Source organism: uncultured Hymenobacter sp., assembly GCF_964242765.1.
Classification (GTDB): domain Bacteria; phylum Bacteroidota; class Bacteroidia; order Cytophagales; family Hymenobacteraceae; genus Hymenobacter.
Genome location: NZ_CAXTBM010000002.1, coordinates 61,559 through 77,450, shown reverse-complemented (window position 1 = coordinate 77,450; position 15,892 = coordinate 61,559). Strand labels below are relative to the sequence as shown.

Here is a 15,892-nt window from a genome sequence, read left to right as displayed (position 1 = left end):
CGTCTCTGAACCTGAAAGAAACTATTACTTTTGCGGCCCTTTTACCTTTTCTGCCCATGCTCCAATCCATGACCGGTTACGGCATCGCTCATCGCGACACCGATTCTTATTCTGCTACCGTTGAAATTAAATCCTTGAATTCCAAGTCTCTGGATTTAACGCTTCGCCTCCCACGCTTTCTGCAAGACCGGGAATTAGAAATCCGAAACTTGGTAACCAGAAGCTTGGTGCGTGGCAAAGTCAATCTCAACTTTGACTTCACTCGAGTACGAGCCACTGGCAGCCAAACAGGCATAATCAACCAAGCTGCTCTCACAGCTGCCTACCAAGAGCTAGCGGAGTTGAGCGGCCGTATAGGCGTTTCGGTCGATGTACTGGCGAGCATTGCAAAGGCGTTGCCAGGTAGCATGCGCTTACCCGCCGAGGGAGTATCATTACCCGAACACGATGACGAAGTGTCCTGGGAAGAACTACTGCCCCTAGTACAAGAGGCCCTCGACCGTACAAACGAATTCCGTCGCACGGAAGGTCAAACACTCACTACTGAGATTCTTGGCTACCTTGATAGCATACGAATTCAATTAGCCGAAATAGAGCGCCACGACCCTAACCGGGTAGAGCAAGTACGCGAACGACTCCGAACCCATCTCGCAGACCTTGCTAGCAGCGAGCAGTTTAATCAAGTCCGTTTTGAACAAGAACTCATCTATTATATAGAGAAGCTAGACATCGCAGAAGAGAAAGTACGGTTGGTTAGTCATTTACACTATTTCACTGAGACTGTATACCTACCTGAACCTACTGGCAAGAAACTAGCCTTCATTTCACAGGAAATTGGCCGTGAGATAAACACAATAGGCTCCAAGGCCAACGACTCCATTGTACAACACTTAGTAGTGGGGATGAAAGAGGAGTTGGAAAAAATCAAAGAACAAGTCAATAATATACTTTGAGTACCACATAATACCAAAAGAGCTTTAATTGCACTTTTTATGTAAAATGTATAATATAATTATTTTGATTTGTATTTGATTTATTTTACTATATTGATACATAGAGTTTATAGATATGAAAAATCTATTATTTCTTGAATATGCTTTAAAAGCTCCCACAAGGGCTTTTCTTAATTTTTTTAGCTATTATCCCAAACTATTTTTACATCTACTCTTGCAAGTCCATAAATCGTTCGTAAATTGTGTTATCCAAACAGATAGACAGTTTGGCATTCGCGATAAACATCAAGTTGATCTTCATCTTTTTTCAATCATTTACTATGAAAAAAGTAGTACTTTTTCCAGCAATCCTTTGCCTTCTTCTTCTTTTAACGGCCTTTCGTCCTTATGCCGAAGTAGAACTCATCAAAAAGCGCGTACTAAGCGAGCGAGTTGAGATTTTAATCCCTAAGGGCTTTGAAGTTATGAGCGAACAGCAAATGGACTTCAATTACGCTCGTGCTCAAAGCCGCCCAAGTGTAATCTATACCAACAGCAAAGAGGCAAGCCTAGCCTTTACTTACACAGACAATACTGCCGATCAGGACATGATCGACATTTATGCCACTAACTTCTATAAAACGTACTCGAAGCAGTTCAAAGAGGCAAAATGGTTTGGTAACGGTATAAAAGAGGTGAGCGGTCGTAAGGTAGGCTACCTTGAGCTAATGAAGCCTGAGCTTGGCCACGAGGTATATCAGCTTATATTTTTCACCGACGTAGAAGGAAAGCTTCTGATGTGCACATTCACTTGCGCTGATCGCCAGAAGCCAGAGTGGGAAACGGTAGCTAAGCAAATCATGGGCTCATTCAGAACGAACGAATAAACCCACTGTTCCTTCGCTTAAAGCACTCCCGGAATCGCAGGCCAATTTGGCTGTGATTCCGGGAGTGTGTGTTTTAAGATCGGCTACACAAAGGGTTTGCGCTGATTTTAATTTAATAGGCACCCACATACTACTAGCTATTACAAAGGCATTACTCTGCTACTTGTTTGGAATAGGTTGGGCACCGAGCACGTCGAGAAAGCTGCGAATAAGGCCGAAGACACTGACGAAAGCTGTCAGGGGTAACGTTTCGGCACGGTCCTGCACGTCGTGATATGCCGCAATACCGCCCCGAGTATATAGGAAGAAGGCGGGGACCCCGCGCTCTGAAAAAGGAAAGTGGTCGGAATTGGCAGCGCGTCCCCGAGCAGCTAAGCTAGGCACCGCATGACGGGTTTCGTTGAGGCGCTGGAGCAATTGAAATTGGCTAGGTAGTTCGCGGCCATTCACAACCGTTATACCCTCCGAACCAGTACCCAGCAGATCTAGGTTCATTAGAAAACGAATATGATCTAGAGGCACTAGAGGATGATTCACAAAGAAACTGGAGCCCATTAAACCAGCTTCTTCCGCCCCAAAAGCAATGAATACCACCGAGTAAGCGGGCCTGTTTTCAGGACGAGCATAATGTGCAGCCAGTTCCAGCAACATGGCCGTACCACTAGCATTATCGTTAGCACCCGCAAAGTACGTATGGTGCCCCATAGTCCCCAGGTGATCATAATGGGCGGTAACAACTAGAAAAGAATCGGGACGAATTCGGCCAGGCACGTAACCTACCAGACTTTGAGTTTGATACCCGCGCTTCAGTTCGGCATCAACGCGTATCGTGGCGAAAGTCGGCGGAGTACCACGAAGGTGATTGGTGGACTCATTCCATGCCGACTCTAGCACATCGAGCTGTAGTTGTCGGCTCTGTGTAGCTGCCAAGGATGCAGTAAGTTTGGGCACAATAGTCAGCCTGAAGGCAGCTGAATCAAGGTGCTGACGCAGGGGAGTGGGTAATGTGCTGATTCGCCGGGCGTTGCGGGCACTTAGTACTACACCGCCTCCTCTCCATGGCTTCTGCAGGAAACGTTGTTGGGCTGACAGACTCAAAAAGACAGCTGTATCAAGTTGAGTAATAGCGGCGGCGGAAGAGAAGCTTCCTACACGACCTGCTCCCGAGCTAGGCGCAGCAATGAAATCGAACCCAGGCTGCAAGCGGTGGTAACCACCGAATAGTGGCAAGGGCCGCATACCAAAGCCCGTGCGAAACTTCAGCTTCAGCTCGCCTGGGAATGTATTTACATCAAGCGGGAAAGATTGGGTATAATTGGGTGCCAGCGGTTGGAGATTAAGCTGGCGAAAACGTCGGCGTATATAATCGGCCGCTTTTTGGTCACCGCGGCGCACATAGCCGCGGCCCGACATGCTAGGCGCAGTTAAGTCTTTGACCGTACGGCGTACGCGCGGCATGTCCTGCGCCGATACCAGAGCCGACGGCGCCACTGAGCTAAGCAGAACTACAGCTACTATACCGCCCCGCGCTCGGCTAAGAAGGGTACTTATTGCGAAGCTGATGCTAAGTGCAGAAGCGCAAATACAGGTAAGAGAGAAAGAAATGTGTGCATTTTTCTCTGTTAACATAGTCGAAGTTGCTCATCGGCCAATACTTAAGCCTTACGCAAACTCATAGTAGTTAGGTAGGCAGCTCATTTGAACTTGGGCTTAAAGAGTGAGTTGCTTATTCCCACCAACGACGCGTAGCATAAGCAAACAACAAACCCACACCGACGCCGATAGAATCGCTAAGCGCGTCGGACCATTCGCCGTGCCGACCTAAATGCATAACCGTTTGTAGAAATTCGATCAACAAACCGAATGCTACACTTCCCCCAAAAACCGACAAGTAGCCCCAACGGCGCAACCACGGCCGCACCTGCTGCCGACGCACTGAAAAAACAGCTAGAACGGCCAGAACCACGAAAACGAAAGCATGTGCGGCCGTATCAAAAGATACTAGCTCCCACGGTGGCACCTCCGGCATGTCCTCAGCCGGGGTTAGAGTGAGCACCAAAACCAGCGCCGCCCACGCCAGCGGCAAGCCCACCAAAGGACGACTACGGGGTGCGGGCGGCGCCGTTATTACCCTAGTTGACACGAACAAACTGTTTATGCGCCTACTAACTCGCCGTAGGCTTCGGCCGATAATAGCTCTTCTAATTCGGTGGGATTAGCTACCGCTATCTTCACCATCCAGCCATCACCGTAGGGGTCAGAATTCACGGCTTCTGGATTTCCTTCCAAATGGCTATTTACTTCCAGCACCGTACCTGAAATAGGGCTAAACAGATCAGATACAGTTTTCACGGCCTCTACCGTTCCAAACACCTCGTCCCGGGCAACTTCTTTGTCGAGCGTGTCTATGTCAACGTATACAATGTCACCAAGCTCTTTTTGGGCGTGGTCGGTGATGCCGATATAGGCAATGTCACCTTCTACGCGAATCCATTCGTGCTCTTTGGTGTATTTGAGGTTGGCGGGCAGATTCATTGAGGGCTGATTTGAAGGAGAAGATAGCCGCCTCTGGTGCGGTAGCTCAAAAGTACGGTGAAGTGGTGAAATTGCGAGGTATCAAATTAAGAAGTGGCGCGTTTGCTGTTCTGTTAAAAGCACATAATGCGTTAACAGGACAGTAAACGCGCCACTTGGCAATCCACCTATTGCCTACTTATTGTGACAAGCTATAGCGTAACTGGATACCGCCTTCGGTGGTAGCGTTTCTGTAGGAGTTCTCAACGCGCGGCTCCGTAACTGTGCGGGTGAAAAAGAACTGCAAATTCAGACGCTGGTTGAGTACGTAGTCGATGGTGGGCCGAAGCTGAAGCTGCTTGGTACCGTTGGTGGTAAGGCTGACCGAACTGCCAGGGCTAGCCAGCAGGGTTGCAGTCGCGCTTGCTGGATCTACAACGTCCACAATGGTGCGCTGGATGGTAGTGTTGTCGCGGATACTCAGGTCCAAACGAGCCGTAAGCTCGTTCTTCAATACTCTCTGCTCGCCCCCTACCCGGAACGGCAACTTCAACCGATTGGTAGCATAGCCAAAGCCTATTACCAATTCCTGCGTATGCAACTCGGTTATTTGGGCATTGGTGGTGTTCAAAGCCACTGCCCGCTCGGTCCGAAGCTCCAGCCGGCCAGTAATCTTCTCTAAAGTCTGGAAGTTAACTCCGATCAGTGGCGTGAGGCGTTCGGCAATACTTACTTGTCCGAGCACGTAGTACGGAATATACTGGTTTGAAGCATTGGTCAGGTAGCTTAGGCTATTGAGTTCTGTCGCGTAGTCTGTGGCCGTTGTGTAGCTATTCACGCTGTACACCGACGAGTAAGCATGCGTAAGCGAGATAGAGCGGAAGTAGCGCTTCATGAATGGCAATTCTGCTAAGCCATTGTAATCGACGCGCCAATTAGGAATAGGCAACTGGGCAAACGGGTTGAACTTCTTGGCCTGATACCCATCCGATGACTTGCCACGATACGCATCCAGGAAAGCTGGTATCAGCACGTCCTGGGAGTTATAGCCGTATTCACCAAACTGATCTGTATTCGGATTAAGCACCCGATTTTCCTGTAGCCGCTGCTGTACCACTTCCCGGTTGCTTACAAACCGGTCGAAGGACTTAGATACCTCTCCGTTCGAAGACAAGTCGCCGAACAGAGTTTGAATGGTAACAATAGATGTGCTGAAGGAGCCCGAGCCAAGCGGATTGCTGGCGGTAGGTTCGTTGCCTATGGGCTGTAAGGTAATTTCGTCAATTTCCGTCCGGTAGAATACTTCTCGGTTTTGCACCTTCTGCGTTCGGCCTTCCACCTGCACGTTGAAGTCGCGGAAGGGCTCCAACGCAGTACGATACACCAGATTACTCGTGAGCAAGGAGCTAAGAGGCGTGTTTAGCAGGTCGCTCCGGTCGGTATACCAACCTCGGTCGTAGGTTCGCCTGAAGAGGTCGTCTAAGTTGTCTTGCCGGCCCAAAAGGAAAGGCACTCCGGGCGCATCCCAGTCGCTGTTGAGACCGAAGAACTTGGTGCGTGGCAAGTAACCTGGTAGCAACGTACCATTGCTGCGGGTATAGGTGAAGTTCAAGGAGCGCGCCGTCATCAGGGAGCGAAGCACGGCTTTCAGAAAGCGTAGTTCCGGACCCTTAGCCGTATCGGCCGGGGCGGCTCCGGCTTGTGCCTCGCCGGGGCGCCGCACTACGCCAGGAGCTACCGTGCCTTTAGCCCCCGCTTTGTTGGCCGGGCCAGGTGGTGGAGCGTTGTTGATGATGTTGAGGAAGCGCACCTTGTTGTAGAGCTTCACTAAATCAATCTTGCCGTTGGCACTCAACTCCCCGTTGTTCTGAATGGTGTTGCCCAGGTTCAGTTCCGTGGTGGTCGTATCGTTCGGGTCGGGTATACCGTCAATCAACTGCGGATTAGGGGCCCGCAACGCCGTGGAAGCCGCTAGCCAGGTATAGTTGGCCGCGTAGCGCGTATCAGCCGATAGCCAGTCGGTGAGGGGGAACTTGTCGAGCGGCAGCCGGTAGGTCAGAGCTACGGTCTGGTTGAAGTTGGTGGTGCGCCCGCCGCGGCGGAACAGGTTTTCGCGGAGCTGCTCGCGGTTGGCCTTGGCAATGTCGGACCCATCAATGGTGCTCCCAATTCCCTCGTCCACTACGGCGCGGTTATTGGCCGTGTAATCCAACGTTAAGGCCTTGGTAAGGGCCCATTGCAGATCGTAGATACGGTTGAAGTAGAACGACTTCTGGAATATGCCGGGACCTGCAATTACGGGCACGGTGCCGGGCTCAAGAGCGCGCTGCAAGAACCGCTCGTTGTAGCGCCGGTCGATGTCGGCGCGGAACGAGAAGCGAGTAGGCAAAGGCGTGAAATTCACTTCCTGCAAAAATTTCAGGTACGGCGAGTCCAGCGCCTTCACTTTTGCCAACGGGGTATAAATCTTCGGCGTAGTTTGATACACGTAAGCCAAAGCCCCGTTGTAGGAGCGGGTGTAGTCCCGGTCGGTATTGATATCGGTGTGCGTGCGCTCGGTATAGGAATAGCTTAGCGCTAGGTTCTCGATATCGTAGGGCTTGGGCTTGCGCTCGGTGTTGGTGCGTTCCTTGCGCACGTTCAGCACGCTGATACTTCGGCTACTGGTTTGGTCGATAACCTCCTTGCGGTATTCGGCCCGGTCCTCGTTTTCGAATTTGCGCAACGATTGGTCGAGCTTGGTATCGGGGTCGAGGGGGTCGTACTCGGGGGCGCGGCTTTCGTAACCGGCTTGCATCAGAACGGGCACCCGAAGGCCGAGCTTCTCGGGGAAGAATTTTTCGAGTGCCACCGTAGCATTGACGTCGCCCCGCGTGATTTCTTCGAGTGAACGTTGCTGCAATTTGTCTTGCAAGGCGCCAAAGCCTACCGATGTGTAGCTACCCGTGGCCGTAACGTTGGCGAAGTCAGCCAGCTTGGTGTTGAAGCGCGCCGTAGCGGCCCAGCCATTATCCCGGTCGAAATCGAACACCCGCAACTCATCGGCCCACAAACACACCGATTTGGTACGGTCATCGTCGGCCGGGTTGAAAATGCCAATCATGGCTCCCTGCACCGCGCTAATGTCGGGGTTGCCGACCACCGAGATGGTAGAGCCGTCGGGGTTGGTTATTGTGTAGGTGCCGTTGTAAGGTAATCTGAGCCGGTTGCGCTCGGCCTTGGCGTCAATAAAGCGTTGCAGATCAATTTCCACTTGGTTTTGATCGGGCCAGATCTGCTCGGCGGTTACCGACCCGCTGGGTGTCATTACCAGCGGCTTGCGGTACTCGTAGTAATTCTGGTTGTAATCGGTGCCGATGCGGATAAACGCTTCTACTTGCCCGTCGCGGATGGAAGCGTCTTCGCTTTGCGCATGCAAAAACATCCGGAGCTTCTTGTAGCGCACCAAGTTCAAGCTCAGGTTTTTGTAAGCAGCCTGCCCGAATCCGTCGCGCAGGTCTTCCACGCACAAACGCAGGCTCTGCTCGTTCTGCTGGCGATTTACGGTGCTCGAGCCGTACTCTTTGTCGCGCGCAATGCCGGGCGGCAGCACGTACTTCACGGTTCCCTGGGCGGTGCTGCCCCCGTTTTCCTCTACACTTACCGTGCTGATGTTGAAGGCGGAAGCTACGGCATCTGTAAGGTTTACAGCTGGTATCTTAGGATCGGCAATGGGCCCTAGGTAGCGGCGCCACTGGTTGGCAATGAACTGCGGTTGCACCAGCCGGAGTACCACCGGATCCCGCCAGCCAGTCATCACCATGCGCAGAAACCGGATGGACTTGAAGCTCGGCAGGTTACCGTCGGGGCTTTGCACCCGGTTGTAGGAGCGAATCGGAATCCGAACCTGATACCACGACACCTGGTCTTCGTTGACGGTATTCGTAACCTTGTCCACGATATAATTGCTGCCTACCGCGAGTTGGTCTTTCCTCAAATCCAGTTCGTACTCGAAGTAGCGCTCGGTATCGGAAATTACGTTGTCGCGGTTCAGGTCTTCTTTATCGGGGAAAGCAGTGGAGCTAAGCTGGCTGTTTTCCTGCGAGTTGCGCTCCAAGCCGTTGAATTGCTTGTAACGGCCCAGAATACCCACGTTGTTCTGATCGTAGGTGGGGTCGAGGTGATGAAGGAAGTTGTCGGCCGATGGATCATCACCGAAAGCCGCCCCAAAAAATGCCGTTTCTTCTGTGTCGTCGAGGCCTTCGAGGCCAATATCCTGTTGGTTCCGGCCGGAGCTGCTGAACGCGTCGGTCAGAAACTGCTGCCGCGTAACCCGGCCCCACTCAGTAGGACGAGTGCCATTAGTGGTAGTAGGCGTGTCGTCGGTGGGCAAACCGTTCTCGAATTCGTATTGGCCGTCACGTAGCACGTCTTCCGATATTGATCCTAGGTTGATAAGCAGCTTGCCGCCGGGGTTGTCGCCCGCATTGGTAGGAGGATTTACACCGTCATTAATTATCCCATTATCCCCGCTGATAAAGGGGTCCATCATCCAAAACTCCAAATACTCGACGTTGGCGTTATCAAAGTCGGTATCGAAGGTAATCTCACGGGAAATAGCGCCGAAATTGTTTTCAGGAGTAGGCAGCCGACCGTTGGCGTCCAACCCTGGGTTGTAGTTGTACTGCCCTCTTTCCCTTGGATAATAGGCGAGGTCAAACGAGTACTCGTAGGCGTTGTTGATAGCCCCTGCGTCGCGGTTAGGGAAAATTTCGGTGCGCTGTATTCCCCGGATATAGTGGTTTCTGATGTTCGCTTCAATGTTGCTGGGCCGGCTGACACCACCGGTGTAGTAGGTCTGGTCGATGGTGTACCAAGCCAGCTTAGCGCGCTGGTAACCTGCTGTTCGGTTAAGAGCGTTGAAGTTGGGAAAAGAGAAGGGCGTAGCGCCGAGTCGCCAGGCCACCGCCGAATTCAAGCCGCCCAGCGTGTAGGGCGTCCGGGCATTCTCGAAATCGTCGAGGTAAGACACGCCATTTTCCCCGTTGCCGAGCTTGGACTCGCCCGGCAGCAGCTGCGCAAACTCCCCGCTAAAAGCTACCGATGAAGGCTCCTTGGTGGAAATCAGCGGCAGCAGGTCCAGGTATTTGGTTAGCACGCGCGAGTCGCGGCGCATGTTCACGTCGAAACCATAGATGGTGTTGTTGCCCGGTTCGTCGCCGATATTCACCCTGTTGATACCGGGCGCTTGGTTTTCGCGCAGCTGCAATACCGTGGCCCCGAAGTTGATGTCGGGGCTGAGGCGGTAGTCGAGCCGGACGCCGAGCAGACGCCGGGGCTGCACTTGCACCAAGGCATTCTTCTCGAATTCTATGCGCAACTCGTTGGCCGAGTTCAGGTAGGCCGGGTTCAGGACCTTGACCATAGCCTGGTCGTAGAATACCTGGTAATCCGTTCCTTCTGCCAGCAGCACCGACCCCGCGTATACCCGCACCGAACCTTGCGCAATGCCAATACCCGGCAAGCTGATTTCGTTGGTGGCAGTGGCCTGAAAACGGCCTCGAATCACAAACTTATCTTTCTCTGTCCGCTGCTGTGCATCGCTCTGTACTTGCCGGTACAGCTCTTGGTACACGTATTGTTGAATAAGCGGCCGCTCATTCACTGTTACCGTATCGAACTGGTTGCGCAAGTAATTACCGAAAGGCTCCACCACCGGGAAAATGATTTTGCCTAGTTCCGGGTCAATAGTAATACCCGGAAAGTAGTCGAAGTTACCGTCGGGGTTACGGTCGTTGTTGGGGTTTACGTTGTCGAGGTTCAGCACCTCAATCAGCGGCCGGTTGGCAATTTTGGCGCCTTCCTTCAGCGAAATCAAGTCAACCCCTGTTTCGTCGTCTTTATAAACGATTTGCAGTTGAAAGTTGTCCCGGTTGAGCTGCGAAGCATTCAACGGGTACACGTTCTTCATCATCAAATCCCACGTCGGCAGGTTGCCGGTGGACAGATTGGGGTTGTTGGTAGCCGGGTTTGGGTTGTTCTGCGGCGTATTAACGGTGACGTCTCTGAAATCGACCAACCCGACAGCAGGGTTTGTGGCTTTCAGCATCTTCATGAAGATAACCTGGTCCTGTCCTACGTTGGCGTAGTCATCAACCAACTCCCCTACCTTATAGGCCTTGCCATTGTAGAGATACTCGTAGCTCACGCTTAGGACCTGCTCTGGTAGCAACTGCGTGTTCAAGGAAATATAGCCCAACTGCGCATTGAAAGTATACTCGCGCGTGTCGAGCTTGCGGGCCCGCACATGCTCGAAGTCCACGTTCTTGAGCAAGGCCGGCTTGGTTGCGGTTGCTCTGCTCAGATAGCCGTCTACGGTTAGTTCGCCACGGGCCTCGGTGCCACCATTGGTTACCACTGCCGCAAACTCGCTGTTGCTCGTGTTGCTGACCGTAGTAGGCGGATTGGTCAGCAAAAAGCCCTGCCGATACACCCGCCGGGGCTCCGCTAAGTCCATCAAGGCCACCACATTGCGCAAGTTGTCGCTCTGGCGGTTGTCGTTGGTGATGTACACTTCCAGGCGCCGGATTTCGATGCCGCTCTGGACAGTGGGCAAGTTTTTCAGTGCCTGGTCGTACCGGTCGCGGAAAAACTGGCTCAGAAAGAAGTGTCGGTCCCGCTCGTATTGGCTGGCTTTGATTTCGAACTGCCGGCTCTGGGCCCCATTCTGCACCCGTACTTCGTCGGCTTGGCCGCGCAGGTTGCTGGCTACCGCCGTTACGGCCAAGCGGCCGAACTGAAGCTGCGTTTTCACCCCGAACAGGTTTTGCCCGCCCTGAATCAGGGAGTTGTTGAGCGGCAAACTCACGTTGCCGAGTTCTATCTTCCGAATGATATCGGTATCGAAGCCCGTGTAGTCGAGCTTCATGTTGTTCTCGAAGTCGAAGGCCGCCTTGGTGTCGTAGTTGAAAGTCAGGCGCAGCTTCTCCCCTATCTGCCCGGTTAGGTTCAGATTCAGGTTCTGATCGTACTGAAAATCGCCGACGCGCTGCTGACGCAGCGTGAGCGTAGGGTTCTCGTTGCGGTTGAAGCGGGCACCCATGCGCAGCGTCACGGCACCGGCCGGCCGAATATCCACGTAACTCCCTCCAAATATGCGGTCGGCCATGGGGCCGAGGTAGATTTTCGGGATGAGACGGCGCACGTTGGCCGTACTGGAGTCGCCGGTAACGCCACCCGCCGAACGATTTCGGAAGTAGTCTCGTATAGCCTGACGTTGCTGCCACTCCGAGTATTCCTTGAAGCTGAGTCGGCTAGGTTCACGGAAATCAAGTTCCTGCCCTACTCGCTCTTCAACATCGAAATACTCCAGGCTGTCATCGGGAGTAACTTGTTGCTTGATGTTGGAAGGCAATTCCAGAATCAGCGGTGACTGGCGTCGCTGGGGGGAAAACGGAGTACCCGCCCGGTCGGCAGGCGCCACTTTGGGGCGGCGACTGGGGCGGTAGCGACTGGTGTCGGGCACGACGACGCGCGGGGTATCCGGCGTAGGCATCAACCATGGCATTGCGCCCTGTGAGACAGCACCTGGTAGCCAGGAAGTCCACAAATGCTGCAAGGCAAAAGTGGAATCTCCCATCGACTCAGCTTGCGACCACCAGGCCAGCAATGACACGACAACAACCAAGGAGGCGGTGAGGGACTTCTTACCGGAGTTCAAGTGTTACAAATGAAAATAGATACTGGCAGCCTAAAAACGCTAATTCGACTTAAGAGCAAACTTAATCAATTCCTCCACGCTCAAGTCGTTACCATGTTTGTTCTGAATCTGATCCAGGTTCTTTTCGGCAGCCGACCGAGCAAAGCCCAACGTTACTAAAGCTGACAACGCTTCATTGCGGCTGGTATTGTGCGTCCGGGCTAATGGTACCGTATCTACTCCGGCTTTAGCCAGTAATTCGTCTTTGCGCAGCCGGTCGCGCAAATCGATAATAACCCGTTGCGCCGTTTTGGGGCCTACGCCTTTGATGCTCTGAATGGCGCGCACATCTTCGTTGATAATAGCATGACGGATTTCGCCCACGCTCATGCTGCTCACCATTACGATGCCGGTGCCTGGCCCAATACCCGAAACCGAAATCAGATGCAGGAACAATGCCCGCTCGTTGGGGTCCAGAAAGCCGTAAAGGGTGTGCGCGTCTTCCTTGATGTGCTGAAACGTGTAGAGTTTCGCTTTCTCGCCCTCGGCTGGCAGTTTACTGTAAGTGGCCAGCGAAATCTTGATTTCATATCCAACGCCGCTCACGTCGAGAATGGCCTGAGCATGGTCTTTATAGGCAAGCAGCCCTTCGATGTACGCAATCATGGGAAACGAATGAGTGTTGAGGTGACAGGTGAAACGCCGATGAAGACATTTTCTATCCCAAAAATACTGGCTTTTTCAGCTAAATAAATTAGATTTAAACAGGTACCTCCCGGAGTAGCCCTCCAAGCGGTACCGTTTCTATACCCCGCTGGCTTGTTGCGCATCCACAACCGCAATGGCCGCCATGTTCACAATTTCGCGCACCGAAGCCCCAAGTTGCAGGATGTGCACTGGTTTGCGCATTCCCATCAGTACTGGCCCAATCACTTCGGCGCCGCCTATTTCCTGCAACACTTTGTAGGCAATGTTGCCGGAAATAACGTTCGGGAAAACCAACGTGTTGGCACCGCCCTTTTCGGCTAGAACAGAGAAGGGGTATTGCTCTTGTAATAGTTGTGGGTTGAGGGCGGTGTTGGCTTGCATCTCGCCGTCCAAAATTAGGTCGGGGTAACGGGCTTTAGCCAGTTCGGTGGCGCGCCGGGCCTTATCGGGTAGCGTGCCGGGATTGGAGCCAAAGTTGGAGTAACTGATGACGCCTACCCGTGGCTCGGTACCGAAGAAGCGCACCGCTTGCGCCGTGAGGCCAATAATATCCACCATTTCTTCGGCCGTCGGGTCAATGTTGACGGTGGTATCGGCAAAGAAGTATGGGCCTTTTTTGTGCTGGATGATGTACATCGAAGCCACTCGCTTCACGCCATCTTCCACGCCTATAACCTGTAGCGCGGGTACAATACTCTTGCTGTAATCTTTGGTAAGACCGGTGATAAAGGCATCGGCGGCGCCAGTTTCCAGCATCATCGAGCCGTAGTAGTTCCGCTCGCGCATCAGGCGGCGGCTTTCATAGAGCGTGACACCCCGGCGCTGTCGCTTCTGATAAAGCAACTCGGCGTACTCTTCGCGCTGCGTGTCTTCTTCCAGAATATCAACTATCTGGCAACCACTCAAATCCAAGTTGTTGGCTTGCGCAATGGCGGCAAGCCTTTCGCGCGCACCCAGCAGAATGGGCTTGGCGATGCCTTCGTCATGCAGAATGGTGGCCGCTTTCAGAATCTTATACGTATCAGCCTCCGCAAATACCACCCGCTTAGGATTGGTGCGAGCTGCCGACGTAATCCGGTTCATTAGCTTCTGGTTCACACCCAACCGGCCGCGCAGTTCGTCCTCGTAAGCAGTCCAGTCTTCTACGTCACGGCGGGCCACGCCGCTTTCCATAGCGGCCCGGGCTACGGCTGGGCTCACGGTGGTAATCAGGCGCGGGTCCAGGGGTTTCGGAATCAGGTAAGTGCGCCCGAAAGCCAGCGTATTGTCGCCGTAGGCCCGGTTTACCATATCCGGCACAGGCTCCTTCGCCAGTTCGGCCAGTGCTTGCACGGCCGCCAACTTCATGGCTTCGTTGATTTCCGTGGCCCGCACATCCAGCGCCCCCCGGAAGATATAAGGGAAGCCAAGCACGTTGTTTACTTGGTTGGGATGATCGGAGCGACCCGTTGCCATGATGATATCGGGGCGGGTAGCCATGGCCAGCTCGTAGGCAATTTCCGGGTTGGGGTTGGCCAGCGCGAATACAATAGGAGTATCAGCCATGCGCAGCAGCAAGTCGGCGGGCAGCACGTTGGCCGCCGATAATCCCAGGAACACGTCCGCATCTTCCATAGCCTCGGCCATGGTTGTGATGGAGCGGGTGGTAGCAAAGTGCATTTGCAAGGGTGCCAGATCGGTGCGGGCCTCGTTGATGATGCCGTCCTTGTCGAACACCACTACGTTTTTCAGCTCCAAGCCCAACGCCAGGTACAATCGCAAACACGACACTGCCGCCGCGCCCGCGCCACTCACGACCACCTTGATTTTCTTGATGTCTTTGCCAACTATCTCCAGTGCATTCAGCAAAGCCGCCGAGGTAATGATGGCCGTACCATGCTGGTCGTCGTGCATGAGCGGAATGTTCATCTTCTCGCGCAGCTCGGTCTCGATGCGGAAGCACTCCGGGGCTTTGATATCCTCTAAGTTGATGCCGCCAAACGTAGGCTCCAAGGCCTTCACAATACGGATAAACTCGTCGGGGTCGGTGGCGTCAATCTCGATATCAAAGCAGTCAATACCCGCAAATTTCTTGAATAGTACGCCCTTGCCTTCCATAACGGGCTTCGACGCCTCGGGGCCGATATTGCCTAACCCAAGCACGGCGGTACCATTGCTGATAACGGCCACCAAATTGCCTTTAGCTGTGTATTTATACACATCATCTTTGTTGGCGGCAATGGCTAGGCAGGGCTCAGCTACTCCCGGCGAATAAGCCAGGGCCAAATCGAGCTGAGTGCTGACGGGCTTGGTAGGCACCACTTCAATTTTGCCAGCAGGATTTTGGGCGTGGTAATCGAGGGCGTCCTGTTTGTTGATTTTGAGCATGGGGAATTTCCTGGGTGAGAAAGCCGCATCTGGGGCTACGGCTCAGGCAAGTTGGGGCGAAATCAGCCGGAATCAAAGTTAAGCTCTCTTACCACGCGCAAAGAAAGGTGCTTCCCTACTTATAAAATCAGGAGCGAAATAATCTACTGCTAGTGCCCCTGCTTGCCTCTCTGCTCCTTTGCTTAGGACCGCAGCACCGCAGCAAAACATATAGTGCGACACAGCAATTACGCAACCCTAGTAGAGCGCAACTATGTGCTCGATTCATAGCTGAAGTTTCAAAAGTAGCACTACTAAACTCACTCGTCGGTTGCTATTTATCCTTGTGAAGGTTCATTCTCATCTGTACTCTTTGCCTAAGAATACAAGCTGCAAAACACTGCTATCAGGGCAAGCATACTGATACAGCAGTTACTATATCGCCCTTGATGTTCAGCTACAAACGAATCCGTCGTGTGCTTTGCACTAACAACTAAACCGCTGTATGCATACTAGTTTCGGCTATTTGTTGTGCAATAGACAGCATATATTGAAATAATTCAATTAAATAAAAAAACGCATGCTATTTATCAGAATCACTTCTATATTTACAGAACTGAAACGACGAGGTGTAAGCAACTAGGGAAAAGCGTATTTAGCGGTAAAGTGAGAACGTTCCCGGCAACGATTGCATAAATAAAAAACCGGTCTATCTTCTTAATTCGGCAGTATTCAGTTAAAATTAGTGAGTCAATTTATAAGCTGACAATCCAAATTGTGCTGCTGGTTTATTTACGGAATGTGTGGGGGCTGATGTATTCAAAGGA

Annotated in this window: 8 protein-coding genes; 2 read left to right on the top strand and 6 right to left on the bottom strand. The window is 52.7% G+C overall.

What is annotated here, in order from left to right; translation table 11 throughout:
- Positions 1-56 precede the first annotated feature (56 nt).
- Positions 57-953, top strand: coding sequence for a YicC/YloC family endoribonuclease (locus tag ACFE7X_RS01180; protein ID WP_375433822.1), 897 nt, complete (start codon positions 57-59; stop codon positions 951-953).
- A gap of 320 nt (positions 954-1,273) precedes the next feature.
- Positions 1,274-1,819 (top strand): hypothetical protein, encoded by a 546-nt coding sequence (locus ACFE7X_RS01175; RefSeq protein ID WP_375433821.1) that lies wholly within the window; start codon positions 1,274-1,276, stop codon positions 1,817-1,819.
- A gap of 159 nt (positions 1,820-1,978) precedes the next feature.
- On the opposite strand, the gene ACFE7X_RS01170 is transcribed toward ACFE7X_RS01175, so the two are convergent.
- The 6 genes from ACFE7X_RS01170 to ACFE7X_RS01145 form a co-directional block, all read right to left on the bottom strand.
- Positions 1,979-3,310 carry a M28 family metallopeptidase gene (locus ACFE7X_RS01170; RefSeq protein ID WP_375433820.1) on the bottom strand — a complete coding sequence of 444 codons (1,332 nt, stop codon included), beginning with the start codon at positions 3,308-3,310 and terminating at the stop codon, positions 1,979-1,981.
- Between the two features lie 235 nt (positions 3,311-3,545).
- On the bottom strand, positions 3,546-3,962 hold the full coding sequence (locus ACFE7X_RS01165; RefSeq protein WP_375433819.1) for a VanZ family protein: 417 nt from the start codon (positions 3,960-3,962) through the stop codon (positions 3,546-3,548).
- Positions 3,963-3,973: 11 nt separating this feature from the next.
- Positions 3,974-4,354: a glycine cleavage system protein GcvH gene (gene gcvH, locus ACFE7X_RS01160; protein WP_375433818.1), complete on the bottom strand. Its 381-nt coding sequence runs from the start codon at positions 4,352-4,354 to the stop codon at positions 3,974-3,976.
- Between the two features lie 178 nt (positions 4,355-4,532).
- Complete coding sequence (gene sprA / locus ACFE7X_RS01155) at positions 4,533-12,032, bottom strand: cell surface protein SprA (protein ID WP_375433817.1); 7,500 nt, start codon at positions 12,030-12,032, stop codon at positions 4,533-4,535.
- A 39-nt stretch (positions 12,033-12,071) separates the two neighbouring features.
- Positions 12,072-12,677: a Holliday junction branch migration protein RuvA gene (gene ruvA / locus ACFE7X_RS01150; protein WP_375433816.1), complete on the bottom strand. Its 606-nt coding sequence runs from the start codon at positions 12,675-12,677 to the stop codon at positions 12,072-12,074.
- A 138-nt stretch (positions 12,678-12,815) separates the two neighbouring features.
- Positions 12,816-15,086: an NADP-dependent malic enzyme gene (locus ACFE7X_RS01145; RefSeq protein ID WP_375433815.1), complete on the bottom strand. Its 2,271-nt coding sequence runs from the start codon at positions 15,084-15,086 to the stop codon at positions 12,816-12,818.
- Between the last annotated feature and the right edge of the window lie 806 nt (positions 15,087-15,892).

Coding starts and splice junctions, on each gene's coding strand:
- ACFE7X_RS01145 (WP_375433815.1), bottom strand. CDS start 15,086: ATGCTCAAAATCAACAAACAGGACGCCCTCGATTACCACGCCCAAAAT.
- ACFE7X_RS01180 (WP_375433822.1), top strand. CDS start 57: ATGCTCCAATCCATGACCGGTTACGGCATCGCTCATCGCGACACCGAT.
- gcvH (WP_375433818.1), bottom strand. CDS start 4,354: ATGAATCTGCCCGCCAACCTCAAATACACCAAAGAGCACGAATGGATT.
- ACFE7X_RS01175 (WP_375433821.1), top strand. CDS start 1,274: ATGAAAAAAGTAGTACTTTTTCCAGCAATCCTTTGCCTTCTTCTTCTT.
- ruvA (WP_375433816.1), bottom strand. CDS start 12,677: ATGATTGCGTACATCGAAGGGCTGCTTGCCTATAAAGACCATGCTCAG.